Source organism: Comamonas sp. 7D-2 (assembly GCF_022749555.1).
GTDB classification, from domain to species: Bacteria; Pseudomonadota; Gammaproteobacteria; order Burkholderiales; family Burkholderiaceae_C; genus Comamonas; species Comamonas thiooxydans.
In genome coordinates this window covers 1,057,007-1,083,081 of the sequence record NZ_CP094238.1, presented here as the reverse complement: position 1 = coordinate 1,083,081, position 26,075 = coordinate 1,057,007, and the positions used below count along the sequence as shown (strand labels likewise).

General features: G+C 63.0%; 22 protein-coding genes and 4 tRNA genes. 16 read left to right on the top strand and 10 right to left on the bottom strand.

Going from position 1 to position 26,075, the window contains the following annotated elements; genetic code table 11:
• Positions 1-99 precede the first annotated feature (99 nt).
• The 4 genes from MPZ60_RS04920 (at position 100) to MPZ60_RS04905 (ending at position 4,714) form a co-directional block, all read left to right on the top strand.
• A complete protein-coding gene (locus MPZ60_RS04920) occupies positions 100-462 on the top strand; it encodes a hypothetical protein (protein WP_003067794.1) in 363 nt (120 codons plus the stop codon).
• Positions 463-574: 112 nt separating this feature from the next.
• Entirely contained in the window at positions 575-1,531 is a 957-nt protein-coding gene (locus tag MPZ60_RS04915; RefSeq protein WP_034353244.1) for a homoserine kinase, read from the top strand.
• Between the two features lie 112 nt (positions 1,532-1,643).
• Complete coding sequence (locus tag MPZ60_RS04910) at positions 1,644-2,474, top strand: BPSS1780 family membrane protein (RefSeq protein ID WP_034353241.1); 831 nt, start codon at positions 1,644-1,646, stop codon at positions 2,472-2,474.
• 233 nt (positions 2,475-2,707) lie between these two features.
• A complete protein-coding gene (locus MPZ60_RS04905; protein ID WP_034353237.1) occupies positions 2,708-4,714 on the top strand; it encodes a PhoX family phosphatase in 2,007 nt (668 codons plus the stop codon).
• Between the two features lie 67 nt (positions 4,715-4,781).
• Here the strand turns inward: MPZ60_RS04905 and MPZ60_RS04900 are convergent, their stop codons facing one another.
• The 4 genes from MPZ60_RS04900 to MPZ60_RS04885 form a co-directional block, all read right to left on the bottom strand.
• Positions 4,782-7,259: a UvrD-helicase domain-containing protein gene (locus MPZ60_RS04900; RefSeq protein WP_034353235.1), complete on the bottom strand. Its 2,478-nt coding sequence runs from the start codon at positions 7,257-7,259 to the stop codon at positions 4,782-4,784.
• 175 nt (positions 7,260-7,434) lie between these two features.
• Complete coding sequence (locus MPZ60_RS04895; RefSeq protein WP_034353232.1) at positions 7,435-9,015, bottom strand: DHA2 family efflux MFS transporter permease subunit; 1,581 nt, start codon at positions 9,013-9,015, stop codon at positions 7,435-7,437.
• A gap of 7 nt (positions 9,016-9,022) precedes the next feature.
• Positions 9,023-10,195: an HlyD family secretion protein gene (locus MPZ60_RS04890; RefSeq protein ID WP_034353229.1), complete on the bottom strand. Its 1,173-nt coding sequence runs from the start codon at positions 10,193-10,195 to the stop codon at positions 9,023-9,025.
• 127 nt (positions 10,196-10,322) lie between these two features.
• On the bottom strand, positions 10,323-11,819 hold the full coding sequence (locus MPZ60_RS04885) for an efflux transporter outer membrane subunit (RefSeq protein WP_034353225.1): 1,497 nt from the start codon (positions 11,817-11,819) through the stop codon (positions 10,323-10,325).
• Positions 11,820-11,925: 106 nt separating this feature from the next.
• Here MPZ60_RS04885 and MPZ60_RS04880 point away from each other — a divergent pair, with 106 nt between their 5' ends.
• Both MPZ60_RS04880 and MPZ60_RS04875 read left to right on the top strand, forming a co-directional pair.
• Positions 11,926-12,573 (top strand): TetR/AcrR family transcriptional regulator, encoded by a 648-nt coding sequence (locus MPZ60_RS04880; RefSeq protein WP_034353221.1) that lies wholly within the window; start codon positions 11,926-11,928, stop codon positions 12,571-12,573.
• Between the two features lie 199 nt (positions 12,574-12,772).
• Entirely contained in the window at positions 12,773-13,750 is a 978-nt protein-coding gene (locus MPZ60_RS04875) for a GMP reductase (RefSeq protein ID WP_012837214.1), read from the top strand.
• Between the two features lie 49 nt (positions 13,751-13,799).
• On the opposite strand, the gene MPZ60_RS25130 is transcribed toward MPZ60_RS04875, so the two are convergent.
• Complete coding sequence (locus tag MPZ60_RS25130) at positions 13,800-13,925, bottom strand: hypothetical protein (protein ID WP_255777529.1); 126 nt, start codon at positions 13,923-13,925, stop codon at positions 13,800-13,802.
• 23 nt (positions 13,926-13,948) lie between these two features.
• Between MPZ60_RS25130 and MPZ60_RS04870 the strand changes: the two genes are divergently transcribed.
• The 6 genes from MPZ60_RS04870 to MPZ60_RS04845 all read left to right on the top strand — a co-directional run bounded on the left by MPZ60_RS04870 (position 13,949) and on the right by MPZ60_RS04845 (position 16,748).
• The gene (locus MPZ60_RS04870) at positions 13,949-14,827 is read left to right on the top strand and encodes an NAD(P)-dependent oxidoreductase (protein ID WP_034353217.1); all 879 of its coding nucleotides are present in this window, start codon (positions 13,949-13,951) and stop codon (positions 14,825-14,827) included.
• Positions 14,828-14,906: 79 nt separating this feature from the next.
• A tRNA-Lys gene (locus MPZ60_RS04865) sits at positions 14,907-14,982 on the top strand.
• A 49-nt stretch (positions 14,983-15,031) separates the two neighbouring features.
• Positions 15,032-15,107, top strand: a tRNA-Lys gene (locus tag MPZ60_RS04860).
• A gap of 49 nt (positions 15,108-15,156) precedes the next feature.
• Positions 15,157-15,232: transfer RNA gene (locus MPZ60_RS04855), tRNA-Lys, on the top strand.
• A gap of 49 nt (positions 15,233-15,281) precedes the next feature.
• Positions 15,282-15,357: transfer RNA gene (locus tag MPZ60_RS04850), tRNA-Lys, on the top strand.
• 158 nt (positions 15,358-15,515) lie between these two features.
• Positions 15,516-16,748: a multidrug effflux MFS transporter gene (locus MPZ60_RS04845; protein ID WP_034356577.1), complete on the top strand. Its 1,233-nt coding sequence runs from the start codon at positions 15,516-15,518 to the stop codon at positions 16,746-16,748.
• A gap of 178 nt (positions 16,749-16,926) precedes the next feature.
• Here MPZ60_RS04845 and MPZ60_RS04840 read toward each other — a convergent pair whose 3' ends face one another.
• Both MPZ60_RS04840 and orn read right to left on the bottom strand, forming a co-directional pair.
• Positions 16,927-19,026 carry a DEAD/DEAH box helicase gene (locus MPZ60_RS04840; protein WP_034356574.1) on the bottom strand — a complete coding sequence of 700 codons (2,100 nt, stop codon included), beginning with the start codon at positions 19,024-19,026 and terminating at the stop codon, positions 16,927-16,929.
• 283 nt (positions 19,027-19,309) lie between these two features.
• On the bottom strand, positions 19,310-19,918 hold the full coding sequence (orn, locus tag MPZ60_RS04835; protein WP_003067823.1) for an oligoribonuclease: 609 nt from the start codon (positions 19,916-19,918) through the stop codon (positions 19,310-19,312).
• Between the two features lie 30 nt (positions 19,919-19,948).
• Here orn and MPZ60_RS04830 point away from each other — a divergent pair, with 30 nt between their 5' ends.
• From MPZ60_RS04830 to MPZ60_RS04815, 4 genes are all read left to right on the top strand, one after another.
• Positions 19,949-21,250, top strand: a complete 1,302-nt coding sequence (locus MPZ60_RS04830) for a M48 family metallopeptidase (protein WP_034356569.1) — start codon at positions 19,949-19,951, stop codon at positions 21,248-21,250.
• A 19-nt stretch (positions 21,251-21,269) separates the two neighbouring features.
• Positions 21,270-21,608: a 4a-hydroxytetrahydrobiopterin dehydratase gene (locus MPZ60_RS04825; RefSeq protein ID WP_034356567.1), complete on the top strand. Its 339-nt coding sequence runs from the start codon at positions 21,270-21,272 to the stop codon at positions 21,606-21,608.
• Positions 21,609-21,613: 5 nt separating this feature from the next.
• Complete coding sequence (rsgA, locus tag MPZ60_RS04820; RefSeq protein ID WP_045838390.1) at positions 21,614-22,600, top strand: ribosome small subunit-dependent GTPase A; 987 nt, start codon at positions 21,614-21,616, stop codon at positions 22,598-22,600.
• Positions 22,601-22,730: 130 nt separating this feature from the next.
• A complete protein-coding gene (locus MPZ60_RS04815; RefSeq protein ID WP_034356564.1) occupies positions 22,731-23,621 on the top strand; it encodes a lytic transglycosylase domain-containing protein in 891 nt (296 codons plus the stop codon).
• Positions 23,622-23,767: 146 nt separating this feature from the next.
• Here MPZ60_RS04815 and MPZ60_RS04810 read toward each other — a convergent pair whose 3' ends face one another.
• The 3 genes from MPZ60_RS04810 to rplS all read right to left on the bottom strand — a co-directional run bounded on the left by MPZ60_RS04810 (position 23,768) and on the right by rplS (position 25,994).
• Positions 23,768-24,751, bottom strand: a complete 984-nt coding sequence (locus MPZ60_RS04810) for a CobD/CbiB family protein (RefSeq protein WP_034356562.1) — start codon at positions 24,749-24,751, stop codon at positions 23,768-23,770.
• A 47-nt stretch (positions 24,752-24,798) separates the two neighbouring features.
• Positions 24,799-25,497: a CoA pyrophosphatase gene (locus MPZ60_RS04805; RefSeq protein ID WP_034356559.1), complete on the bottom strand. Its 699-nt coding sequence runs from the start codon at positions 25,495-25,497 to the stop codon at positions 24,799-24,801.
• A gap of 110 nt (positions 25,498-25,607) precedes the next feature.
• Positions 25,608-25,994: a 50S ribosomal protein L19 gene (gene rplS, locus MPZ60_RS04800; protein WP_003067838.1), complete on the bottom strand. Its 387-nt coding sequence runs from the start codon at positions 25,992-25,994 to the stop codon at positions 25,608-25,610.
• Positions 25,995-26,075: the final 81 nt, after the last annotated feature.

Genomic DNA, 26,075 nt, shown 5'->3' with positions numbered 1-26,075 from the left:
CCCCGGATTGTGCACGCGTGCCCGGCTCCTGCGGTCTGCCGCCCAAAGACAGGCTGCGCCTGGTGGGACAATTCGAAGTCGCCCTACAATCTATGCATCATGCGCGCTGCACCACTTTTCATCATCCTGAGCCTGGCTGCCGGATCCGTTCTGGCCCAGTCCCCCACTCCTGCTCCGGCCAATGCCGTGGTCGCTCCTGCGCCCCAGGGCCAGCAGGACAACGCGGCGGCGACCGGCAGGCACAACCAGCGGATCGAACATATCCGCGTGGAAGATGCTGGCAGCCGTGTGGATGAAACCCGTGTGGGCGGTCAGACCCAGAGCATCACCGTGCAACCCAAGGTAGGCTCCATGCCCGAGTACGAGGTGCAGTCCAACGACGGCGCCCGCGCAGCCCGCAACCGCGACAACAACAGCGGCGACACCACGGGCACCCGCGTCTGGAATTTCATCAAATTCTGAAGCGCGGCGCGCTTTCCCCCATTCATGACAGGGCAGTGCTTCACTGCCCTGTTGCATATAGACACCTTCTCCCCGCTAGTTCGGTCGGTCGCCCCAGACCGGCGTATTCACCATGGCTGTTTTCACCGAAGTTTCCGATAAAGATGCGCGCGAGCTGCTGCGCCGCATGTCCCTAGGCGCGTTCAAGGAATTGCGCGGCATTCAAGGCGGCATTGAAAACACCAACTATTTTCTGACGACCGACCAGGGAGAGTGGGTGCTGACACTGTTCGAGCGCCTGAGTGCCGAGCAACTGCCTTTTTACCTCTACCTGATGAAGCATCTGGCACAAGCCGGGATTCCCGTGCCGGACCCGCAGGGCGAGGCACGCAGCGGTGACATTCTGCTCAAGGTCTGCGGCAAGCCCGCATCCATCGTCAACCGCCTGGCCGGCAAGAGCCAGCTGACCCCGGCTGCCGTGCACTGCGCTGCCGTGGGCGAGATGCTGGCGCGCATGCACCTGGCCGGTCAGGACTACAACCGCCAGCAGCCCAATCTGCGCGGCCTGCCCTGGTGGAATGAAACCGTGCCCGTGGTCCTTCCCCATCTGGGCGAGGAAACCGCCGCCATGCTGCGCGCCGAGCTGGCCTATCAGAACCATATCGCCGCCTCGGCCAGCTATGCGGCCCTGCCGCGCGGCCCCATCCATGCCGACCTGTTCCGCGACAACGTGATGTTCGACGGCGACCGGCTGACCGGCTTTTTCGACTTCTATTTCGCGGGCGTGGACACCTGGCTCTTCGATCTGGCGGTCTGCCTCAACGATTGGTGTATCGATCACGCAACAGGTGCACATGATGCCGAGCGTGCCAAAGCCATGCTTGCGGCCTACCAGGCCGTGCGTCCGCTGACCGGGCCCGAGCGCGAGTTGCTCAACGCCCAGTTGCGTGCCGGCGCCCTGCGTTTCTGGATCTCCCGCCTCTGGGACTTCCATCTGCCGCGTGAAGCCGCACTGCTGCAGCCCCACGACCCCACCCACTTCGAGCGCGTGCTGAGCCAGCGCATCGCACATCCGCTGACGCTGGACTGAGTACCAGGCAAGCTGATTGCTCCGGGGCTTTTGATGGCCCCGCTCAGCCGTCTCGGGTACAGTGCAAGAAGCGACTTTTGCACGCTCTCGCAAAAGTATTTCAGCCTCTTCCATGAAACTTCAAATCGTTCCACCCGGCACCGGTCTGCAATGGGTGCTGCAGGGTCTGCGCACCTTCAAAAGCCAGCCCCTGGCCCTGGCCGCCCTGTTCTTTCTGGGCATGGCCAGCATGTCTCTGATCTCGGCCCTGCCGCTGATCGGCCCTGTCATTGCACTGGCACTGCTGCCATGCATCTCGCTGACCATGATGGTCGCGGCATCCGAAGCCGCCCACGGCCGCAAGCCCACACCGGCGCTGCTGCTGGTGGCTTTCCGCTCCGGCAGCCAGCATCTGCACTCCATGCTGATGCTGGGCGGCCTCTATGCCGCAGGCTTTTTGCTCATCATCGGTGCCTCCAGCCTTGTGGACGGCGGCACGTTTGCCAGCGTCTACCTGGGTCAGACTCCCATGACCCGCGAACTGGCCGAAGAGCCCGAGTTCCAGTCCGCCATGTGGCTGAGCATGTTTCTCTACCTGCCGCTGTCGCTGGCCTTCTGGCATGCTCCGGCGCTCATCCACTGGCATGGCATTAGCCCCGTCAAATCGCTGTTCTTCAGCTTTGTCGGCTGCATTCGCAATATCGGTGCCTATCTGGTGTTCGGTGTCTGCTGGATCGGCGTGTTCATCGTCTCCGGCATGGCCCTGGCCATCGTGACCGGCATCCTTGCCATGCTCATCGGCAGCATTGCCGGTGGCCTGATGGTGGCAACGGCACTGATGCTGGCAGCCATCTTTTTTACCTCGATTGTGTTTACCTTCCGTGACAGCTTCAGCCCGCCCGATGCCGACCAGACTCTGACCGACTCCTCGTCGGACACAGCGCCGCCATCATCGGATTCCTAAGCTCGAGCGGTACCCCGCACCAGCCCCGACCCCAGGTCGGGGCTTTTTTTATGGGCCGAACAAAGGCCCGCGCCAGCAGATCATTCATCCCGGCGTCATCAAGCCGCCACGGCACTGTCATATTTGTTTCCTAGGATTCGCAGGACTGACCAAGGCATGCATCTCATGTCCTGGCATTCATCCAATTCAGCGCGGCCCCAAGTCTGCGCTTCACCCCACACTGCGAAACTCTCATGGCACAAAATCTGCTCAGCCGTCGTAAGGCCCTGCAACTCTTTTCCGGCGCTCCTCTGCTCCCACTGGGTTCGGTCGTGTCCGCATCCAGCCTGCTAGCCGCATGTGGTGGTGGTGATGACGACACCCCGACAACGCCTACGACGCCTCCCGTCACCAAGAACTATGTTTCCGCCACCTTCACCAGCATGGCCGCGCCTACGCTGAGCACCCCTGACAAGATGGCGACCATGTATGCGGCCTCGCAGCTCAAGGTCGCTTTCGACGACAAGAGCGAGCAGGTCTACGACCTGGGCTATCAGCCTTTCTTCGTGACCGGCGACATGGTCTCCAACGGCAAGGGCGACCAGGTGCTGGCCGGTGGTTACTACGACATCTACAACAACAAGATCATCGACAAGACGGTCGCTGGCAAAGAGCGCCACTTCTTCTCCGATTCGCCCGACGGCACCTCGTTGCTGACCGTTCCTGATGCCAAGGTAGAAGGCGTCAAGGGCAAGCCCGTCTTTGCAGTGGTGCAGTTCGAGTACACCACCTGGGCTCAGGACGGCAAGACCGATATGTACGGCAAGCTGCCCTCGCCCATCGCCGTGCTGACGCTGGACCAGGACCAGAGCACCGGCAAGCTGAGCCTGGTGAAATACCACAATGTGGACACCTCCAAGGTTCATGGACTGTGGATCACCTGCGGTGCCAGCCTGTCGCCCTGGGGCACCCATCTGTCGTCGGAAGAGTACGAGCCCGATGCCTTCAGCATCGGCAGCAACACCATGTTCCAGGCTTACAGCCAGAACCTGTATGGCGACCAGAACAAGGCTAACCCTTACCACTACGGCCACATGCCCGAAGTGATCGTCAATGTCGACGGCACGGCCACCATCAAGAAGCACTTCTGCATGGGCCGCATCTCGCACGAGCTGGTGCAGGTCATGCCCGACCAGCGCACCGCCCTCATGGGTGACGATGCCACCAACAGCGGCTATTTCGTCTTCGTGGCAGACAAGGAAAAAGACCTGTCGTCGGGCACGCTGTATGCCGCCAAGGTCGGCGCGGGCTTCTCCATCGACCCTGCCACCAAGAGCGCTGCACCCCTGACCTGGATCAAGCTGGGTTCTGCCACCAGCACCGAGATCGAGAACCTGGCCAACACGCTCAAGCCTGCGGACATCATGACCGTGCTCAAGGCCGACCCGAGCGACTCCAGCTACACCAAGATCGTGGCCAACGGCAAGACCGAGTGGATCAAGATCAACCCCGGCATGGACAAGGCCGCCGCCTTCCTCGAAACCCATCGCTATGCAGCCTTCAAGGGTGCCAGCCTGGGCTTCACCAAGATGGAAGGCACGACCGTCAACGCCAAGGACAAGATCGCCTACTCCGCCCTGCAGAACGTGCAGTCCTCCATGGTGGCCGGCAATGCCGCCAACGTGCCTGGCAACGGCGTCTCCGTGCCCAAGCAGCTGGTCGCCGGCGTGGTGATGGCGCTGAACCTCAAGGGCGGCCAGAAGGACACGACCGGCACGGCCATCAACAGCGAATGGATGCCCGTGGACACCGCTCCCCTGCTGGCTGGCGAGGATCTGCTGGACAGCGACGGCAAGACCCTCAAGGGCGACGCCCTGGGTAACACCGCCAACCCCAACAAGATTGCCAACCCCGACAACCTCAAGTTCTCGGAGAAAATGCGCACCCTGTTCATCGGCGAGGACAGCAGCCAGCACGTCAACAACTTCATGTGGGCCTACAACGTGGACACCAAGCAGCTGTCGCGCGTGCTGTCCGTGCCCGCAGGTGGTGAATCCACCGGCCTGCATGCCGTGGACGAGATCAACGGCTGGACCTACATCATGAGCAACTTCCAGCACGCTGGCGACTGGGGCGGCATCCACGCCAACGTCAAGACCCAGCTGGATCCGCTGATCAAGGCCAACTACAAGGACAAGTTCGGCTCCGCCGTGGGCTACATCACGGCCTCGCCCGCCCAGATGAAGCTCAGCGCCAAATAAGCGCCAACGCCTCATAAAAAAGCCGCCTTCTACAAGGCGGCTTTTTACTGGGCAAAGGCGCTATGCCTCAGTCCACAATCGTCAGCTTGGCAATCGCCAGCGCCAGCCACTTGGTGCCATGGCGGCCGAAGCTGACCTGGGCGCGCGCATCGTCACCCGTGCCCTCCACCGCCAGCACCTTGCCCTCACCGAACTTGTTGTGGAACACCGCGATACCAGCCTTAATGCCGTGCGCGGGCTCGGCCTTTTGCTGCGGCACGGGCGGGCTGGCAAAGACTTCGGTCTGCTTGCCGCCCCAGCCCGAGCCGTATTGACCTCCAGCCCTTGATCCCCAAGTTCCACCGGCGCCTGAAGAGGGCGCAAAACTGCCAAAGCCGCTTTGCCTGGGCGTGATCCACTTGAGCGCTTCTTCGGGCAGCTCGTCAAAGAAGCGGCTTTTGACGTTGTAACGCGTCTGGCCATGCAGCATGCGCGTCTGCGAATGGCTCAGATACAGACGCTTGCGCGCACGCGTGATAGCCACATAGGCCAGGCGCCGCTCCTCCTCCAGACCGCCACGATCCATCATGGCGTTCTCGTGCGGGAACAGGCCTTCCTCCACGCCGCCGATGAACACGGCATCGAACTCCAGGCCCTTGGAGGCATGCACGGTCATCAATTGCACCGCATCCTGGCCTGCCTGGGCCTGGTTGTCGCCCGCTTCCAGCGCCGCATGCACGAGAAAAGCCTGCAGCGGCGACAGCGTCTCGCCGGTGTCCGCATTGACCATGGAGGCTGCCGTACCGGCCGGCGCCTTGAGCGCCTCGTCCAGCAGCGGCTGATTCGGGTCCAGCCCCTGGCTGACGGGCGACTGGCTCAGCTGCGGCGCATTCTGCTGCTCGTCCAGCGGCATGGCCACGGCATCGCGGCCAAAGCCTTCCTGGGTCACAAAGCTCTCGGCAGCCGTGACCAGTTCCTGCAAGTTCTCGATGCGGTCCGCGCCCTCTTTCTCGTTGCGGTAATGCTCTATCAGCCCGCTTTGCTCTTCCACGGTCTCGATGATTTCACGCAGAGTGCGCCCCTGCGTCTGCTCGCGCAGCACATCGATCTGGGCCACAAAGCCCTGCAGCTTGGTGCCAGCCGCGCCGCCCACGGCGGTGACGGCGTCGCTCAGCGAAGTGCCGCTGCTGCGTGCCGTGTCCTGCAGGACTTCGATCGTGCGCGCGCCTATGCCGCGTGCGGGAAAGTTCACCACACGCAGGAAACTGGTGTCGTCGTGCGGATTCTCCAGCAGGCGCAGATAGGCCAGGGCGTGCTTGATTTCGGCGCGCTCGAAAAAGCGCAGGCCGCCGTACACACGGTAGGGAATTTTGGAATTGAACAGCGCCGATTCGATCACCCGGCTTTGCGCATTGCTGCGGTAGAGCACGGCAATTTCCTGGCGTGTGAAGCCATCGTTTCTGACCAGCTGCTTGATCTCGTCGACCATCCACGCAGCCTCGGCCAGATCGCTGGGCGCCTCGTAGATACGCACCGGCTCGCCCGGGCCCTGGCTGGTGCGCAGGTTCTTGCCAAGGCGGTTGCTATTGTGGCTGATCAGCGCGTTGGCGCAGTCGAGGATGTTGCTGAAGGAGCGGTAGTTCTGCTCCAGCTTGATCTGGTTTTTGACGTCGAACTCGCGGATGAAGTCCGCCATATTGCCCACGCGCGCTCCGCGAAAGGCATAGATGCTCTGGTCGTCGTCACCCACGGCAATCACGCTGGCGGCCGACTCGTAGCGCCCGCCCACATCGTCGCCCGCCAGTTGCTTGAGCCACTGGTACTGCAGCTTGTTGGTGTCCTGGAACTCGTCCACCAGGATATGCTGGAAGCGGCGCTGGTAGTGGTGACGCAGATGGGCATCGTCACGCAGCAACTCGTAGCTGCGCAGCATCAGCTCGCCGAAATCGACCACGCCTTCGCGCTGGCATTGCTCTTCGTAGAGCTGGTACAGCTCCACTTTCTTGCGAGTGTCGGGGTCGGTCGCCACCACATCGCCAGGGCGCATGCCCTCTTCCTTGCAGCCCGCGATGAAGTACATCAGTTGCTTGGGCGGAAAGCGCTCGTCATCCACATTGAACTGCTTGCACAGGCGCTTGATGGCCGAGAGCTGGTCTTGCGTATCCAGAATCTGAAACGCCTGGGGCAACTTCGCGGCCTGATAGTGGGCGCGCAGCAGTCGGTTGCACAGGCCGTGGAACGTGCCTATCCACATGCCGCGCACGTTGTAGGGCAGCATGGCCGACAGGCGCGTAAGCATCTCCTTGGCGGCCTTGTTGGTGAAGGTCACGGCCATGATGGAGCCGGGCGTGGCCTGCCCGGTCTGCAGCAGCCAGGCGATGCGCGTGGTCAGCACGCGCGTCTTGCCCGAGCCGGCACCCGCCAGAATCAGCGCATGGCCCGCAGGCAGGGTCACTGCGGCCAGCTGCTCGTCATTGAGGCCGGTCAGCAGGGGCGAGTGAGAGGCGGGGTTGGCGCCGGAATTTGCACCGTCTGGCGCGGAGTCAAGCAGGTCGATCGGGAACATAGCCCCCCATTGTAGAAATGCTGGCGACTCCCTTCGACTTGCTGCTGCTTTCGCGGCTTCATGCTCCAGAAAGAAAAGCTGCTTGCGCTTGATGCATATGGATTTCAGACATCTTCATATCTGAAATTCATGCATACCAAGCGCAAGCAGCTATCAATTCATTAAGCCATGGGACTCAATGGCCGCCCGCACCGGGCTCGACCGTGCGGCTCGGCCTGGGTGCCAGCCAGATCGCGCAGGCCGCCAGCACAAAGCCGCCCGCGATGATGAACATGATCTGGTTGGTGGCCAGCATCACGCTCTGGCTGGTGATGAGCTGTTCGAGCGCCGACAGCGCCGCATCGGGACTCATGCCCGACTGCTGCAGCCCGTGCAACACCTCGCCGCTGGCATCGCTCAAACCCACCAGATCCGCATGCTTGCGCGTCGTGCCGTTCTCCCAGGCCGTGTTGACCACGGAGACCGCAGCCGCGCCCGACAGGGTGCGCAGAAAGTTCATCAGGCCGGCGGCGTTGTCCATCTCCTGCGGCTCCACGCTGGCCAGCGCCAGCCCGGTGGTCGGTATGAAGAAGAACGGCAGACCCAGCCCCATGAACATCAGCGGCAGGGCGATGTCCCAATAACCCATGTCCGTGGTCGCAAACGCGCGCCAGCAGGTTATCACCCCCATCCAGAACACGCCGCCAAAGATCAGCCGGCGCGGGTCCACCCGGGCCGCCAGCCCGGCGGCAGCCGGCGCCACGAAGAGCGCGAACAAGCCCGTCCAGGCCGTGACCAGACCCGCCAGCGTGGCCGTGTAGCCCATGAAGCTCTGCAGCCACAGCGGCGTGAGCACATTGACGGCGAAGAAGGCCGCAAAGGCCAGACTGATGGTCAGCACGGCCATGGAAAAGCCGCGATGCCTGAAGACGCGCAGATCAACGATCGGGTGCTCGGCATGCAGCTCCCAGATCATGAAGGCCGCAAAGCCCACCACGGCGACCACGGCCAGCGCCACGATCATGGGCGAGGCAAACCAGTCCAGGTTCTTGCCTTCGTCCAGCATCAGCTGCAGCGAACCCACCCAGACGATGAGCAACATCAGGCCCACGGTGTCTATGGGGTTCTTGAGCAGCGGCTGCTCGTAGCGCCTGACCAGATGCCAGACCGCGAACGCGCACACCAGGGCCACCGGGATATTGATCAGAAAGATCCAGTGCCAGGTGTACTCGTCGCAGATCCAGCCGCCCACGATGGGGCCCAGCACGGGCGCGATCAGCGTGGTCATGGACCACAGGCCGATCGCCGCGGGCGCCATGCGCGGCGGGAAAATGCGCAGCAGCAGCGACTGGGACAGCGGCATCAGCGGGCCGCCGGCCAGACCCTGCAAGATACGCGCAAACACCAGCATGCCCAGCGAATTGGCCAAGCCGCACAGCAGCGATGCCAGGCCGAACAAGCCCATGGCCGTGGCAAACACGCGCACCGCGCCGAAGCGTGCCGCCAGCCAGCCGGTCAGCGGCACGGTGATGGCCTCGGCCACCGCATAGCTGGTGATGACCCAGGTGCCCTGGCTGGTGGTCGCGCCCAGGTTGCCGGCAATGATGGGCACGGAGACATTGGCCACCGTCATGTCCAGCACGGCCATGAAATTGGCCGCGGCCAGCACCAGGGCCGCCAGCCACAGCGTGCCCCCCGTCAGCGGCACCATGCCGGCGGCCATGGGCACGGCGGGCGCATCGGCCGCCGTGGCCGCACTTGCGTTGTGATCGCTCATGAGACGCTCACTGCGCGGCCGTGGTCGCCACGCCGGCTGCGTCGGCAGGGCCGCTGCGGGTGTCCACCGTCACCTGCATGGATAGGCCCACGCGCAGCGGGTTCCTGGCCAGCTCGGCGGCATCGAGCTGAATGCGCACTGGCAGGCGCTGCACCACCTTGATCCAGTTGCCCGTGGCGTTCTGCGCGGGAATGGCCGCAAACGCCGAGCCGGAGCCGCCGCTGAAGCCCACCACAGTGCCGCTGTACTTCACATCACTGCCGTACAGATCGGACTGCAGCTGCACGCGCTGGCCCACGCGCACCTTGCCCAGCTGGCCTTCCTTGAAGTTGGCATCCACATAGATCTGCTGCACCGGCACCACCGTCATCAAGGGCGCGCCTGCCTGCACGCGCTGCCCGATCTGCACGCTGCGCTTGGCCACCACGCCATCGACGGGAGCGCGCACCGTGCTGCGATCCAGATCGACCTGGGCCTGATCGCGCCGCGCCTGCGCCAGCTGAACTTCGGGGTTGGTCTCTGCATCTGCACCCTCGATCAAGGTGGCGTTGACCTGCTTGGCGCCCACGGCGGCTTCGCGGTTGGCCCTGGCCTGTGCCTGCGCGGCCACGGCCGATGCCAGCTGCGCCTTGGCTGCGGCAAAAGCGTTCTGCGCCTGCGTCAGCTCCTCGCCCGAGACCGAACCGCTCTTGGCCAGGGCCTGGCGCCGCTGCAGGTCGATGGTGGCACGTTCCATATCGGCCTCGGCCGCCAGCAGCTGCGCGGCCGCGCGCTTTTCGTCGGCCTCGCGCGCCGTCACCTGGGCCTTGAGGCCGCCATCATTGGCCACATAGCCCTTGACGCGGCGCATGGCACGGGCCAGCTCGGCCTCGGCCTGAGCCAGTGCCAGCCTGGCGTCCGTGGGATCGATGCGCACCAGCACATCGCCTTGCTTCACGGCCTGGGTGTCCCTGACCAGTACCTCCAGCACCGTGCCGCCTATGGAGGGCGTGACCTGCGCCACCTCGGCCGCCGCATAGGCGTTGTCGGTGGAGACGAAGCGGGAGGCATGCAGCCACCAATAGGCGCCGGCAACCGCACCGCCAAGCAGCACCACGCCAGCCAGCCCGGCCAGCAACCGGTTGCGGCGCTGTTCGCGCACGGCAGGATTCGCGCTCACGGAAGAAGCGTTTTCAGTCATACAAAAAAACCTCGGAAATATTCATGGGAGTCACGCAAACAAGACTGCAATCACAGCCTGCCTGCTGAGGCAGTCGTCTTGCCCGAACCTGTTTTGCGCAAGTCGTGATTCAGTTCTGGAAAGTGGCTCAGGCCTCTGGCACGGTCGCATCAGAGGCGCCGGTGGACTCGCTCCAGCCGCCGCCCAGTGCGCGATGCAGACTGATATCGAGCGTCAGCGCACGCGACTGCACATCGACCAGCTGGCGCACGCTGGCCAGCAACTGGTCTTCGGCCGACAGCACATCGAGATAGCGCGCCAGCCCGCCCTCATAGCGGTTGCGCGCCACGCGATGCGCCTCGGTCGCGGCCGTCACGGCCTGCTGCATGGCCGTCAGCTGCTGCTGCAGAGCTCGCTGGCTGACGGCGTTGTCCGCCACCTCCTGCAAGGCCCGGTTGAGCGTGCTGCGGTACTGGGCCACCGCCTCGTCATAACGGGCACGCGCTGCCCCCAGTTGCGAGCGCAAGCGGCCGCCATTGAAGATCGGCAGGCTGACGGCCGGGCCCAGGCTGGCGATGCCGGAGCCGCTGCGGCTCAGCATGTCCAGGCCCAGCGACTGCACGCCGACAAAGGCGCTGAGATTCACATCGGGATAGAACTCGGCCTGCTGCGATGCCACGCGCGACTCCAGCGCCTGTGCCTGCAGTCGGGCGGCCACCACATCGGGGCGACGGCCCAGCAGATGCGCCGGCAACTGCTCGGGCAAGGCCCATTGCTGCTGCCACGGCGATTGCAGGCGCCCGGCATCGAGCACGATGGCCGCACCACGATCGGGAGCGGCTCCGATCAGCGCAGCAATGCTGTTGCGCTGCAAGGCGACCTGCTCCTGCATCTGTGCCAGCTCGGCCTGCGCGGCTGCCAGACGCGCCCTGGCGCTGTGCACGCTGCCCTGGTTTTCGAGCCCGTTGGCATAGCGCTGCTCAAACAACTCGGCCGTGGTCCGGCGCACCTGCACCGATTGCTCCAGCGTCTGCGCATTGGCGGCCAGGCGCAGCAGCTGCGCATAGGCCAGGGCCACATTGCTGGACAGCAAGAGACGCGCCTGGGCTGCATCGGCCTCGCGCGCTGCCAGCTCGCCGGCAGCGGCGGCCACGGCTGCGCGCTGCTTGCCCCACAGATCCAGCGACCAGCTCAGGTCCAGCGTGGCGCGGCCGTAGTCATTCATGCCGCGCGGCGCGAAGGCCTCTGGCGTCAGATGGTTGTAGCTGAGCTTGTCCTCGCTGACCGAGGCGCGGGCGGAAAGCTGCGGCGCAGAAGCCGCCTCGCTCACGCCCAGCATGGCCCTGGCCTGCAGCACGCGGGCTGCGGCGGCCGCCATATCGGGAGCGCCCTCCAGAGCCTCGGCGATCAGCTGATCGAGCTGTGCGTCGCCATAGCGCTGCCACCATTGCTGGGTGGGCCAGTCCATGGGCGGGGCATGGCTTGCAGCCTGCAGAGTCTCGGGCACGGGCTGCGCCAGCATGGCCTTGCCCTCCCATTCGGGAATCTGGGCACAGGCTGCCAGAACCGCCGGCAAGCCCAGAACCCACCAGCCATGGCGCCCGCGCCGAATCCTCTGCGGCGCAGCGGCTATGCATTGAGTCATGAAATACTTTAATAATGAACTGTACGGTACAGTATATGTTTCCAGCGTTTGAGATCGCAAGCGCTACACTGAAAGACATCACAACCGCCCCAGGACATTTCGCCCCATGCGCACCAAAACGGAAGAAAAGCGACAAGCCATCATTGACGTTGCAGCGGCCACCTTTGGCGAACTGGGCTTCGAGCGCACTTCCATGTCCGAGATCTGCACGCGGCTGGGCGGCTCCAAGGCCACGCTCTACAACTACTTCCCGTCCAAGGAAGCGCTGTTTCTGGAGGTGATGTTCCAGGCCTCCGAGGCCGACTTCCAGAACACCATGCTGGCGCTGCAGACCGGCAATGACGATGCGGCGCAGACGCTGTGCAACTTTGGCCAGCGTTTCCTGGGTCTGCTGTATTCGCCGGAGGTGATGGCCGTGCGCCGCCTGCTGGTTTCCGAAGGCGGGCGCGCCAATATCGGCCAACGCTGCTGGGACATGGGGCCGGCGCGCGGCAATGCTGCCATCAACGCCTTTTTGCAGCAGGGCATAGAGCGCAGCCTGCTGCGCCGCGCCGATACCGAGGTCATGCGCCATCATCTGCTGGCGCTGCTGGAGGCCGAGCTGCTGCCGCGCTTCATGTTCCAGCACCTGCCCGCCCCTACTGCGCAGGAGATTGCCCTGTGCACCGAGCGCGCCGTGGATGCCTTCATGCGGGTCTATGGCACATCGGGTGAGACGCAGGGCAAGAGCGACTCTATAAGAAAATCCTTATAACCCTCATAACGATGTCTGGACATACGATTTGCGCCAGCGCCGTATAGAATCAATCACCGGGCCCAAGTTTTTTGAGGTCCGGTTTTTTTTGCCTGCTGCATGCCGGCACCGCCAAAAACCGGGCTCCAAGCCAAGCGCCTATCCTTGAAAATTGAGGTGGGTGAGATTCCCGCCGTGACCTTTTCCGGAGCTTGGAACCATGGAAATCTTCGACTACGACAACATTCTTCTGCTGCCCCGCATGTGCCGCGTGGAAAGCCGTTCGGAATGTGACACCAGCGTGGTGCTGGGCAACCGCAGCTTCAAGCTGCCTGTGGTGCCCGCCAACATGAAGACGGTGGTGGACGAGAAGATCTGCACTTATCTGGCACAAAACGGTTTCTTCTATGTGATGCACCGTTTTGACATCGACAACGTGGCCTTCACCAAGGACATGCAGTCCAAGGGACTGTTTGCCTCCATCTCTCTGGGTGTCAAGCAGCCGGACTACGAGACGGTGGACCGTTTCGTGGCCGACGGCATCTGCCCCGAATACATCACCATCGACATTGCCCACGGCCATGCCGAGAGCGTGAAGAACATGATTGCCTACATCAAGGCTAAGATCCCTGCGGCCTTTGTGATTGCCGGCAACGTCGCCACGCCCGAGGCCGTGATCGACCTCGAAAACTGGGGTGCGGACGCCACCAAGGTCGGCGTGGGCCCCGGCAAGGTTTGCATCACCAAGCTCAAGACCGGCTTCGGCACGGGCGGCTGGCAGTTGTCGGCGCTCAAGTGGTGCGCCCGCGTGGCGACCAAGCCCATCATTGCCGACGGCGGTATCCGCAGCCACGGCGACATCGCCAAGAGCATCCGTTTCGGTGCCACCATGGTGATGATCGGCTCCCTGTTTGCGGGCCATGAAGAGTCGCCCGGCAAGACCGTGGAAGTGGACGGCCAACTGTTCAAGGAATACTACGGCTCGGCCTCCGACTTCAACAAGGGCGAGTACAAGCATGTGGAAGGCAAGCGCATTCTGGAGCCCGTCAAGGGCCCGCTGATGAATACGCTGGTCGAGATGCAGCAGGACGTGCAGTCCTCCATCAGCTACGCAGGCGGCACCAAGCTCATGGACATCCGCAAGGTCAACTACGTCATCCTCGGCGGCGACAACGCCGGCGAGCATCTGCTGATGTAGGCCGTAAAGCGCGACTCACCAGCGCGAAGGTGAACCTCCAAAAAAAGCATCAGGGGCAGCTCAGGCTGCCCTTGTTGTTTTCAGCTGTCCCTTTTTCTGCATCCTGCGCGCACAACTGATCTGTGATCATGGCCGCGATTGCGGCCTCACCAGGGCTTAGCATGTCGTCATTCATAAAAGCTCCAGGGAAACAACGCCATGAACACATTGAAGATCGCAGTTCTGGGCACGGGCATGATGGGCCTGCCCATGGCCCGCCGCCTGGCCCAGGCCGGCCATGAGGTCCACGTCTGGAACCGCACCCGCGCCAAGGCCGAGCCGCTGGCTGCCGATGGCGCGAGCATCCATGACAGCGCGGCAGATGCCGTACGCGGCGTGGACTTCGCCGTGAGCCTGCTGGAGAGCGGCGCCATCGTGGGCGAAGTGCTGTTCACGCTGGGGGTTGCCGACGCCATGCCCAATGGCTCGCTGTTCATCGACATGGCCTCCATCCAGCCACGCGAAGCGCGTGAACATGCCGGCAAGCTTGCCGCGCTGGGCGTGCGGCATCTGGATGCCCCCGTCTCGGGCGGCACGCTGGGTGCGCAAGCCGGCACGCTGGCCATCATGGCCGGTGGCGAGGCTGCGGATTTCGAACATGCCCTGCCTGTCTTTGCCGCGCTGGGCCGTGCCACCCATGTGGGTCCGCATGGCGCAGGCCAGCTCGCGAAACTGGCCAACCAGATGATCGTGGGCATCACCATCGGTGCCGTGGCCGAAGCCCTGCTGCTGGCCGAACGCGGCGGTGCCGACCCTGCCAAGGTGCGTGAAGCCATCTCCGGCGGCTTTGCCGACAGCCGCATCCTGCAAGTGCATGGCGAACGCATGGTCAAGCACGACTTTGCGCCACGTGGGCGCATGACGGTGCAGCTCAAGGACATGCGCAACGCCATCGCCACGGCCGAGGAAGTCGGCTTTGACGCGCCCATCACCGGCCTGCTGGAGCAGCTCTATGCCGAGGGAGTGAAAAACGGCCTGGGCGACCTGGACCAGGCGGGCCTGTTCGTCGAATTGCAACGCCGCAACGCACTGGATTAAAAAAACCCGCGGGTTTTCCTGCAAGCCCTCCAGAATTAGCGCATAATTGCGGTCTCGCTTGCAGCGCAGGCGTTGTGTGGGGCTCTTAGCTCAGCTGGTAGAGCAGCGGACTCTTAATCCGTTGGTCGAGTGTTCGAATCACTCAGGGCCCACCAAATTTCTTCAGTCTGATTCTTCAGATTGATCCTCCGGATTTACTCCGGCGGGCTCTTAGCTCAGTTGGTAGAGCAGCGGACTCTTAATCCGTTGGTCGAGTGTTCGAATCACTCAGGGCCCACCAAAAATTTCTTCAGTCTGATTCTTCAGGTTGATCCTCCGGTTTATCCGGCGGGCTCTTAGCTCAGTTGGTAGAGCAGCGGACTCTTAATCCGTTGGTCGAGTGTTCGAATCACTCAGGGCCCACCAAAAATTTATTCGGTCTGATTCTTCAGATTGATCCTCCGGTTTATCCGGCGGGCTCTTAGCTCAGTTGGTAGAGCAGCGGACTCTTAATCCGTTGGTCGAGTGTTCGAATCACTCAGGGCCCACCACAATTCAAAAGCCAAAGTTCTCAGGAACTTTGGCTTTTTTCTTGGCCGCGCCCAAGCGCCGCCGAATCTGCAAAAGCATGGGTGCCGACACCGGAGCCGCGCCATATCAGGCATCATGCAGGCATCCCCGGGCAGTATTTGCCCACCCAAGACTCACTATGCAAAACGACCTCTCCACGTTCTGGCGCGGACCGCGTTGGACTCTGGCCATGCTGCTTGCCATTCTCGGCATGCTCGGCCCGTTCTCGGTTGACACCTATATTCCCGCCTTCTCGGGCATTGCCAAGGCATTGGGCGCAACCCCCGTAGAAATGCAGCAGACCCTGTCTGCCTACCTGCTGGGCTTTGCCTTCATGAACCTGTTTCATGGCGCCCTTGCCGACAGCTTCGGACGCCGCCCCGTCATCCTCTGGGGACTGGTGATGTTCACCATCGCCTCGGCCGGCTGCGCGCTGTCGCAAAACATCACCCAGCTGGTGATCTTCCGCACGCTGCAGGGCCTGTCCACCGGTGCCGGCATCGTGGTCTCGCGCGCCATCGTGCGCGACATCTTTCCGCCGACCCAGGCCCAGGGCGTGATGGCGCAGATCACCATCTTCTTCGGCGTTGCGCCGGCGCTGGCTCCCGTGATTGGCGGCTGGCTGTTCGTGCACCTAAGCTGGCAGGCCGTGTTCTGGTTCCTGAGCATCGTGGGCGTGCTGCTCTGGCTCATCAACGTCAAGTTTCTGCCCGAATCGCTGCCGCCGCAAAAACGCCAGCCCTTCCAGTTCAGACCGCTGATGCAGGGCTATGGCATCTTGCTCACCGATCCGCGCTTTCTGCTGCTGGCCCTGGCCAGCGGCATTCCGTTCAACGGCATGTTTCTCTATCTGCTGTCGGCCCCGGCTTTTCTGGGCGACATCTTGCAGCTCGAGCCCACGCAGTTCTTCTGGTTCTTCATCGCCACCATCGGCGGCATCATGGCCGGCAGCTGGACCAGCGGACGCCTGGCCGGACGCATCCCGCCCAAGCGCCAGATCCGCCACGGCTTTCTGGTGATGTGCGTGACCTCCATCATCAATCTGGTGGCCAATCTGATCTGGCCCGCCCATGTGAGCTGGGCCTTGATTCCCATCAGCCTGTTCGCCTACGGCTGGGCGCTGATGGTGCCCGTGGTGACGCTTCTGGTGCTGGACATCCACCCTGCGCGGCGCGGCCTGGCCTCCTCGCTGCAGGCTGTGGTGGGCTCGGTGGCCAACGGCTTTGTGGCCGGCGTGATTGCACCGCTGGTCATGCATTCGGCCGCACTGCTGGCCACGGGCTCGATTCTGATGATGCTGATCGGTCTGGTCGCCTGGATCTATCTGCACCACCGCTGGCCGGACATCGGCCGCCATGCCTCCGAGCATTAAAAAGGAGCTGCTACCGCACGTCATTCATAGACTTCAGATTGAAAAGCATCTGAAATCCTTGAATGACATGCGCTAGAAGCTCTCTTTTCAAGAGCTATCTCAGCCCTGTACGGGCAACAAAAAGCCGGCTTCAAGAGCCGGCTTTTTTCATGCTTCGGGCCGCAGCCCGAATCAGCGATCAACGCTCGTCACGACGCGGTGCGCGGGGCTTGCGCTCGAAGCTGCGCTCGCCACCACGTTCGCCATGGGGCTGATAAGGCTTGCCGGCACCCTGACCAAAGGCAGGACGACGATCGCCGCCGCCGAAGCCGCGCGATTCACCACTACGGAAGCCGCCTTCGCGGGGAGCACCGGCATGAGCGCCTTCACGGCCACCGCCAAAGCTCTTGCGACCGAAATCGCCGCCTTCACGGCGCTGGGCACCACCAAAGCCGCCACGCGATTCGCCGCCGCCGAAGCTGCGCTCTTGACGCTCGCCACCACGGAAACCGCCGCGATCGCCACCAAAGCTGCCGCGATCATCACGACGCTCGAAGCTGCGCTCTTGACGCTCGCCACCGAAGCTGGGGCGGCCACCGCCGAAGCCGCGATCACCACCACGGTCGCCGCCGCGATCGGCAAAGCGATCACCGCGAGGTGCACCAAAACCGGCGCGATCGCCACCGAAACGGTCACCGCCACGGTCGCCACCGAAACCACCGCGATCATTGCCACGGCCGCCGCCGAAGCTGCCGAAGCCGGACTTGCGACCGTAGCCTTCGCCATCGCGACGACCACCGAAGCCACCGCGACCACCGGCGCCGCCGCCACGACGACCGTCACGCTCGCCAGAGGCGGGGAAACGCTGCTGGGGTTCCATGCCGGGAATGGTCTCGGCCTTGAACTGCTGGCGGGTATAGCCTTCGATGTCGAACACGCGGCGACGGTCGCGGAATTCCGCAAACGTCACGGCCACGCCTTCGCGACCCGCACGACCGGTACGGCCGATACGGTGGGTGTAGTCTTCAGCCTTCATCGGCAGGCCGTAGTTGAAGACGTGGGTGATGGTGGGCACGTCGATACCGCGAGCCGCCACATCGGTGGCCACCAGGATCTGCACCTGGCCGTTGCGCAGCGCCATCAGGCGGCGGTTGCGCAGGCCCTGGCTCAGAGCACCATGCAGGGCCACGGCAGAGAAACCGTCCTGCTGCAGATCGTTGGCCAGACCATCACATTCCACCTGGGTGGACGCAAACACGATGGCCTGGTTGATGCTGCTGTCACGCAGCCAGTGGTCGAGCAGCTTGCGCTTGTGCTGCATGTTGTCGGCCCAGAACAGCGCCTGCTTGATGTTGGCGTGCTTCTCCTGGGGCGTGGCAATCGTGATCTTTTTCACGTTGGCACCGCCGTCATGCATCACGCGCATGGCCAGTTGCTGAATGCGGGGAGCAAACGTGGCGCTGAACATCATGGTCTGCTTGCGCTCGGCCGTCAGCTGGTTGACTTCGGCCAGATCGTCGGAGAAGCCCAGGTCCAGCATGCGGTCGGCTTCGTCGACCACCAGGAACTGCACCTTGTCCAGCTTGATCTGCATGGAGCGCTGCAGGTCCAGCAGACGGCCGGGAGTGGCCACCACCAGATCGGCGTTCTGCAGCTTGGCGATTTGCAGCTGGTAAGGAATGCCGCCCACCACGTTGGCGATGCGGATGCCGCGGCAGTGCTTGACCAGTTCGATGGCGTCATGCGCCACCTGCTGGGCCAGCTCACGCGTGGGGCACAGCACCAGGGCGCCGGGCACGGCGGCCTTGAAGTTGCGGGCGTTGGTGGGGTCCTTGCGCTTGTTGCGCTTGGGGGCGGGCTCGCCCTTGGCCGCAGCTTCGGCGCACAGGCGCTCGAATTCAGCCTTGGCGGCCGCATCGGCCACGGCACGCTGCTTGATCAGGGTGTGCAGCACGGGCAGCAGGAAGGCGGCGGTCTTGCCCGAGCCGGTCTGGCTGGACACCATCAGGTCGATGAAGCCGTCGGCATCGGCACCTTCGCCCATGGCCAGGGGAATCGCTTGCAGCTGCACAGCGGTAGGCTGGGTATAGCCCAGGTCGGTCACGGCCTGGATCAGTTCGGGGGCCAGACCCAGTTCTACGAAGCCATTGGGTTCGTCGGCGGCTTGGGTTTCTTCGACAGCGGCGTCTTCCGCGTCCATATCGGCCAGCATGGCGTCCAGACGGGAATCGAGTTCGGGAGAAGACAAAGCAATATCAGCAGCGGCCACTTGGCCCTGCTCCAGGGAGTTTTCTGTCATGAATAGCTCACGCAAAAAGCGACGCAGTCAGCGTGCTGCTCGCTTCTTTGACGGTTGGTTATCAACATCCACCGTCAGACTTTGACTGGCCCGTTCGCAAAACGGGGCAGATGGGTGTTATGGCTTGTCGTGTCGGCGCTGGGCAGGCCGTTGCACGCAAGTAAGAACCCGGTGTGTGATGGAGATGCGCAAAAATTACCCATTGATCGGGTAAGCAGTGCATTGTCGCATGTACCGGGTTTTCCCGCAAGTGGCAGGGCTATACCGACCCGCCACCGCACCATCAGACGCTGAGCAGTTGCTGGCGGTAATGCTGCAGCTCGTCGATGGACTCGTGCACATCGGCCAGGGCCGTGTGGCGCTGCGCCTTCTTGAAGGAGGTATAGGCCTCGGGCTTCCAGCGCTTGGCCAGCTCCTTGAGCGTGCTCACGTCGATATTTCGATAGTGAAAGAAATTATTGAGCTTGGGCATGTAACGCTCCATGAAGCGCCTGTCCTGACCAATGCTGTTGCCGCACAGCGGCGTCTTGCCCTTGGGCACGTATTTGCCCAGAAAGGCAATCAGCGCGGCCTCCGCCTCGGCTTCGCTGATGGTCGAAGCCTTGACCTTGTCGATCAGGCCGCTTTTTCCATGCGTGCCCTTGTTCCAGGCATCCATGCCGCCCAGCAGCTCGTCGGACTGATGAATGGCGAATACCGGGCCTTCGACGCGAATCTGCAGATCGGAGCTGCTGACCACCACGGCAATCTCGATGATGCGGTCGCGGTCGGGGTTCAGCCCCGTCATTTCGCAGTCCAGCCACACCATATTGAGATCGGATTTGGGCAGAACCGGTGGAGTAGCGGCCACGGGGGCGGCGCTGACGGAATTCGTACAGGAAGCTTCAGACATGGCGCAAATTGTCGCCTACACTGCCAATACATGGCTTCCAGACTAGATTTCACATTGGCACTTTCGCTGCTGTTTGCGACGGCCGTGGCCCTGCAATGGCTGCTGCGCGTGTGGCTTGTTTCGCGCCAGGTGCGCCATGTGGCCACCCACCGCGGCGCCGTGCCACCGGCATTTGCCCATCGCATCAGCCTGTCCGCCCATCAGAAGGCGGCCGACTACACGCTGGCCAAGGCCAGGGTGTCGCTGATCGACATCACGCTGTCGGCCGCCGTGCTGCTGTGCTGGACGCTGCTGGGCGGGCTGGACTGGCTCAACCGCTGGCTGCTGGAATTCATCAGCCCCGGCCTGTGGCAGCAGCTGGCGCTGCTTGCCAGCTTTGCTGTGATCTCGGCGCTGATCGAGCTTCCCCTGTCGCTCTATCAGACCTTCAAACTGGAGCAGCGCTTTGGCTTCAACCAGATGACGCCAGGCCTGTGGCTGGCCGATCTGCTCAAGTCGACGCTGGTGGGCGCCATCATCGGCCTGCCGCTGGCGGCCCTGATTCTCTGGCTCATGGGCGGGGCCGGCCCGCTGTGGTGGCTCTGGGCCTGGGGCGCCTGGACGGCTTTCAATCTGCTGCTGATGTGGATTTTCCCCAGCTTTATTGCACCGCTGTTCAACAAGTTCGAGCCGCTGGCCGATGAAAGCCTCAAGAGCCGCGTGACCCGGCTGATGGAGCGCTGCGGCTTTGCGGCCAAGGGACTGTTCGTGATGGACGGAAGCCGCCGCTCGGCGCATGCCAACGCCTATTTCACGGGTTTCGGCAATTCCAAGCGCGTGGTGTTCTTTGACACCCTGCTCAGGCAGCTCAGCCCCGGCGAAGTCGAAGCCGTGCTGGCTCACGAGCTGGGCCACTTCAAGCACAAGCACATCAGCAAGCGCATGGTCCTGATGTTCGGCGTCTCGCTGCTGGGCTTTGCGCTGCTGGGCTGGCTCAGCCAGCAACTCTGGTTCTACACGGGACTCGGAGTCTCTGTGCTGCTGGGTCCGAACATCGGCGTGGCTGCCGAAAACAATGCGCTGGCCCTGCTGCTGTTCATGCTGGCGGTGCCGGTGTTCAGCTTCTTCGTCACGCCGCTGATGTCCGCCATGTCGCGCCGCGACGAGTTCGAGGCCGATGCCTATGCCATGCAGCAGGCCGATGGTGCACAACTGGCTTCGGCACTGCTCAAGCTTTACGAGGACAATGCCTCCACACTCACGCCAGACCCATGGTATGTGAGCTTTTACTATTCACACCCTCCTGCCGTGGATCGCCTGGCGCGCATGCCGGCTCCTGCAGGCAGCTTGTAACACCACAACGATTTCAGACATGAGCACACCCACACTGCAACAGAAAGACTGGTCCCAACTCAAGCGCAGCGCCCTGAGCACCGAGCAAGTGCAAGAGCAGCTGGCAACCCTTGAGGGCTGGGAGCTACTGGCCGGCAACGCGGCCATCAGCAAGACCTTCCGTTTCGTGAATTTCTACGAAACCATGGCCTTTGTGAACGCACTGGCCCTGATTGCCCATCAGCAGGACCACCATCCCGATCTGGAGGTGGGCTACAACCGCTGCAAGGTCAGCCTCAACACCCATGATGTGGGCGGCATCTCCGCGACCGACATCGACTGCGCACGCCGCATCGAAGCACTGCTGAATCCGGCCTGATCCTTATGGCCAAACAAGGACGGCGCCCAGGCGCCCAAGCAACAGGCAGCACCCAGACAGGCCTGGTGGTCGCCAGCTATGGCCGCCACTGCGTGGTCGAGACCCCGGACGGCGAGCGCCGCATCTGCCACCCGCGCGGCAAGAAAAGCCAGGCCGTGGTGGGCGACCATGTGCAATGGATGGCTCCCCCACCCGGCCAGGGCGATGAGGGCACGATCGAGAAAATCGTGGAACGCCGCAACGTCTTCTATCGCCAGGATGACATTCGCACCAAGACCTTTGCCGCCAACCTGGACCAGCTCCTGATTCTGATAGCCGCCGAGCCGGTATTCAGCGAAGTGCAGCTCGCCCGCGCGCTGATCGCCGCCGAGGCCGCACACATCAAGCCCATCATTGCGCTCAACAAGATGGACCTGGAAGAGCCCTTCCTGCGCGCCTGGCAGCGGCTGGAGCCTTACCGGACCATGCGCGATGCCGCGAACGCTGCACCGCATTACATGGTGCTTCCGCTGTCGCTGGAAGATGCAGACGATGAGGATCGCGACGCCATCATCGGTCTGCTGCAAGGCAAGACCACACTGGTTCTCGGTCCTTCGGGCGTAGGCAAGAGCACCTTGATCAACTTGCTGCTGCCCGACGCCAGGGTGGCGACCAACGAAATCTCGCAGGCGCTGAACACCGGCAAGCACACCACCACCAGCACCACCTTGTACTGGGTGGATGAGGCACGCACCACTGCCATCATCGACTCGCCAGGATTTCAGGAATTCGGCCTCTATCACATTGCCGCCACGCAACTGGCCGCCTGCATGCCCGACATCGGCGCGCTGGCGGACCAGTGCAAGTTCTACAACTGCACCCATCTGCATGAGCCTGGCTGCGCCGTCATGGCCCAGGTTGAAGCGCAGGACAGCCCCCACTCCATCAGTGCCAACCGCTACCGGATCTATGGCGAGCTGTTCGATGAACTGAGTCAGGAGCCCCGCTACTGAGCGCGAGGCCAGCCAAGCCGGAGGGCCGCGCCATATGAGAGCAATTTCAGCGTTTGCCACGCAGCCATTCCAAGCCCGATGAGCGCCCGCCGCCTGGCTTGGCTGCCGGCCACAACCCGGTGTTCACGTCATGAAGCCCAGAATTTTTCAGCCCTGCCTGCAAGCCGCCCTCGCCATCGCGCTGTCTGCGGGCATGAGCCTGACCTGGGCCCAGGGCACGGACTCCGCCCCCAGCTGGGAGGACGAGCCACCCACGCTGTCTCGCTGGATCGAAGAAGGTTACAAGGCCGAGCTGAGCCGGCAGCCATGGCGCGCAGCGCAGCGCTATTGCGCGGCAGCACGCTATGGCAGCCTCGAAGCCCAATACCGGCTGGGCCGGCTGCTGTTGCTGGGGCGAGGCTTGACTCCCGACCCTGCCACGGGCACGACGCTGCTGGCCCTGGCCGCCCAGCGTGGCCACGAGAAAGCCCGCTTGCTGCTGGCCGGCAAGCTCCCCGGCGACCGGCTGCCCGACTGCCTGACCCAGGGCGATGCGCCCGCACAGGAGTTTCTGGAGGCCAGCCAGGAGGCCGTCCCCCACGAGGTGGTAGCCAGCTATGTGAGCAGTCTGCCCAGGGAGAAGCGACGCATGGCCGAACTGGTGCAGCGCCTCGCGCCACGCTTCTCGATTGATCCGCGGCTGGCACTGGCCATTGTGCGTTCGGAGTCGAATTTCGAGGCGCAGGCGCTGTCGCCGCGCAATGCTCAGGGCCTCATGCAGCTCATTCCCGAGACGGCCGAGCGTTTTGGCGTGCGCGATGCCTGGAATCCCGAGCAGAACGTGCGTGGCGGCCTGGCCTACCTGCGCTGGCTGCTGGAGCGCTTCGAGGGCGATGTGGCACTGGTATCGGCAGCCTACAACGCGGGCGAGAGAACCGTGCAACAGTATGGCGGTGTGCCTCCTTATGCGGAGACGCGTGAATATGTGCGACGCATACTCAGCTTCTATCGCGCCAAGCACCACGAGCGCCCGGCTCGCTGATGGAACCTTGAACAGTGCCCGGCATGCCCGTCGCACCTGAGCCACCTTGGTATGTGGCACTGCGCAACACAGGACTTCGATGACCCGCTGCGGCTTGAGCGCTCATGCACCAAGCTGCTGCCACACAGAAGGCGATGTTCGGGTGCTCAACCGAGCAGACGGGCAAAGGTCAGCAAGGCCAGCAGCAGCAGCCAGACCACGACCGAACGCCAGACCAGCCCCACCACACTGCGCAAATGAGCCATTTCCGGCTCTCGCCCCGGAGTGACATCGCTGCCCGTCCACTGCGCATCGTCGCCCTCTTCGCCGTCAGCCGCATCGCGGCGGCGCAAGGCCTCCCCCCCCAGGCGTACATTGATGGCACCCGCAGTGGCAGCCAGAATCACGCCATCATTGTCATTGGGAAAGCGCTGGGCATAGACGCGCCAGTTGTCTATGGCCTCCTCAAAGCTGCCCACCATGGCAAAGGACAGCGCCGTCAACCGCGCCGGCAGCCAATCGATCACATACCAGGCCTTGGCTGCGGCGGACTGCAAACGCTCGCTGGTCGGTGCCCGAAGACCTTCCGCCCCCTTGCGCGACCAGGCACGCGACAGATATTCAGCCATGCGGTAGAGAATGGCACCCAGCGGCCCCAGCCCCAGAGCCGAGAGAATCGAAAACCAGAACAGCACGCCAAACACATGACGGTGTGCTGCCAGCACCGAGTACTCGATGACATGGCGCACTACTTCGCTGCGTGGCACCTCGCTGGCATCGACCTGCTGCCAGTCGGCCAGGGCCTGACGGGCGGCAAATTCATCACCGGCATCAAGCGCATCGCGAATCCGCGTAAAGTGGTGGCTGAACTGGCGAAAACCCAGCGTGACATAGAGCACCGCGACATTCCACAGCATGGCTGCAGGCCAGCCTATGAACTCCATCAGCGCCCAGAATATGCCCAACACGATAACGCTGGGCAGCAGCACGGCCATCGCCCAGGCAAGCCAGCCATGGAGGGGCTTGCCCGCATCAAAGTTGCTGCGCACGGTCACGGTCCAGGCGCGATAACCGGCCTGTACCAGATTGGATCGGGCCAGCGGGCGCGCCTGTTCCAGCAGCAGTGCGATCAGGATGGCAAAAAAGCTCATTGCTTCATCATAGCTGCGCTGTTTGTCGACTTGTTACAACTGCTGTCTCAAGCCGCCAAAAAACGGTAAAGATTGCGCAACATGCCCGCTGTCGCGCCCCAGATATAGCGTTGCTGCTCACCATCCTGATAAGGCATGGCAAACCATTCGCGATCCACCCCCTGCCACAGCATGGCGTGACGCTCATGATGTGCGGGGTTGAGCAGATAGGACAGGGGAACCTCAAACAGATCGGCCACCTCTCCCGGATTGGGGAAGTAACTGGCCTGCGGATGGACCAGCGCCACCACAGGGGTGATGTGAAACGCCGTCCCCGTCACGTAAATGGGCAAGCGACCCAGCACCTCGACATTCTTGGGAGCCAGTCCCACTTCCTCATGCGCCTCGCGCAATGCCGTGGCCTCGGCCGAAACATCCTGCGGGTCACGCTTACCGCCCGGAAAAGCCACCTGACCCGAGTGTGTGGACAGCCTGGCCGAGCGCACGGTCAGCAACACGGTGGGCTGCTCGCGCATGACGATGGGCACGAGCACGGCCGCATCGGAAGGCTGCCTGGCCGTGATGCGCTTTTCCTGCATGGCCTCGGGCAGCCACTGCGGTGGCTGGGCAAAGCGCGTGCGCAAGGCCTGAGGCGTCTGAGCAGCCAGCGGCACAGCCGGCAACTGGCTATCAATGCCCAGAAGGCGAGCCTTGCGCGGATCAACAATGCCCACCACGGGGAGCGAAGAATTATCAGATGCAGGCATGTATGTGTTCGGCCAAACCCCAAAGCAAGAATCACGAACCAAGGCAGACATAAAAAAAGCCGCCACAGCGAACTGTAGCGGCTTTTACGGAATCACTTCCGATGCGTGTATTACTCGGCTGCAGCAGCAGTCTTGTTAACACGCTGGGGCAGCTTTTCCTTGATACGAGCAGACTTGCCGCTACGCTCACGCAGGTAGTACAGCTTGGCACGGCGCACATCACCGCGACGCTTGACTTCGATCTTGGCGATCAGAGGAGAGTAGGTCTGGAACGTACGTTCCACGCCTTCACCGCTGGAGATCTTGCGCACTGTGAAGCCGCTGTTCAGGCCGCGATTACGCTTGGCAATCACCACGCCTTCGTAAGCCTGCACGCGCTTACGGTTACCTTCCACCACGTTCACGCTCACGATGACGGTGTCACCGGGGGCGAATTCGGGGATGGTCTTGTTCAGGCGAGCGATTTCTTCTTGCTCGAGGGTCTGGATCAGATTCATGATTTAGTCCACCTTGATCTTGTCCGCGCCAGAATTGGCAAGCGCCGGGATTGGCGCTATTGCTGCATTACAGGAACAGCC

Excerpts from the sequence above, each read along its gene's own strand:
- MPZ60_RS04920 (WP_003067794.1), top strand. The coding sequence starts at position 100 with ATGCGCGCTGCACCACTTTTCATCATCCTGAGCCTGGCTGCCGGATCC.
- MPZ60_RS04915 (WP_034353244.1), top strand. The coding sequence starts at position 575 with ATGGCTGTTTTCACCGAAGTTTCCGATAAAGATGCGCGCGAGCTGCTG.
- MPZ60_RS04910 (WP_034353241.1), top strand. The coding sequence starts at position 1,644 with ATGAAACTTCAAATCGTTCCACCCGGCACCGGTCTGCAATGGGTGCTG.
- MPZ60_RS04905 (WP_034353237.1), top strand. The coding sequence starts at position 2,708 with ATGGCACAAAATCTGCTCAGCCGTCGTAAGGCCCTGCAACTCTTTTCC.
- MPZ60_RS04900 (WP_034353235.1), bottom strand. The coding sequence starts at position 7,259 with ATGTTCCCGATCGACCTGCTTGACTCCGCGCCAGACGGTGCAAATTCC.
- MPZ60_RS04895 (WP_034353232.1), bottom strand. The coding sequence starts at position 9,015 with ATGAGCGATCACAACGCAAGTGCGGCCACGGCGGCCGATGCGCCCGCC.
- MPZ60_RS04890 (WP_034353229.1), bottom strand. The coding sequence starts at position 10,195 with ATGACTGAAAACGCTTCTTCCGTGAGCGCGAATCCTGCCGTGCGCGAA.
- MPZ60_RS04885 (WP_034353225.1), bottom strand. The coding sequence starts at position 11,819 with ATGACTCAATGCATAGCCGCTGCGCCGCAGAGGATTCGGCGCGGGCGC.
- MPZ60_RS04880 (WP_034353221.1), top strand. The coding sequence starts at position 11,926 with ATGCGCACCAAAACGGAAGAAAAGCGACAAGCCATCATTGACGTTGCA.
- MPZ60_RS04875 (WP_012837214.1), top strand. The coding sequence starts at position 12,773 with ATGGAAATCTTCGACTACGACAACATTCTTCTGCTGCCCCGCATGTGC.
- MPZ60_RS25130 (WP_255777529.1), bottom strand. The coding sequence starts at position 13,925 with ATGAATGACGACATGCTAAGCCCTGGTGAGGCCGCAATCGCGGCCATG.
- MPZ60_RS04870 (WP_034353217.1), top strand. The coding sequence starts at position 13,949 with ATGAACACATTGAAGATCGCAGTTCTGGGCACGGGCATGATGGGCCTG.
- MPZ60_RS04845 (WP_034356577.1), top strand. The coding sequence starts at position 15,516 with ATGCAAAACGACCTCTCCACGTTCTGGCGCGGACCGCGTTGGACTCTG.
- MPZ60_RS04840 (WP_034356574.1), bottom strand. The coding sequence starts at position 19,026 with ATGACAGAAAACTCCCTGGAGCAGGGCCAAGTGGCCGCTGCTGATATT.
- orn (WP_003067823.1), bottom strand. The coding sequence starts at position 19,918 with ATGTCTGAAGCTTCCTGTACGAATTCCGTCAGCGCCGCCCCCGTGGCC.
- MPZ60_RS04830 (WP_034356569.1), top strand. The coding sequence starts at position 19,949 with ATGGCTTCCAGACTAGATTTCACATTGGCACTTTCGCTGCTGTTTGCG.
- MPZ60_RS04825 (WP_034356567.1), top strand. The coding sequence starts at position 21,270 with ATGAGCACACCCACACTGCAACAGAAAGACTGGTCCCAACTCAAGCGC.
- rsgA (WP_045838390.1), top strand. The coding sequence starts at position 21,614 with ATGGCCAAACAAGGACGGCGCCCAGGCGCCCAAGCAACAGGCAGCACC.
- MPZ60_RS04815 (WP_034356564.1), top strand. The coding sequence starts at position 22,731 with ATGAAGCCCAGAATTTTTCAGCCCTGCCTGCAAGCCGCCCTCGCCATC.
- MPZ60_RS04810 (WP_034356562.1), bottom strand. The coding sequence starts at position 24,751 with ATGAGCTTTTTTGCCATCCTGATCGCACTGCTGCTGGAACAGGCGCGC.
- MPZ60_RS04805 (WP_034356559.1), bottom strand. The coding sequence starts at position 25,497 with ATGCCTGCATCTGATAATTCTTCGCTCCCCGTGGTGGGCATTGTTGAT.
- rplS (WP_003067838.1), bottom strand. The coding sequence starts at position 25,994 with ATGAATCTGATCCAGACCCTCGAGCAAGAAGAAATCGCTCGCCTGAAC.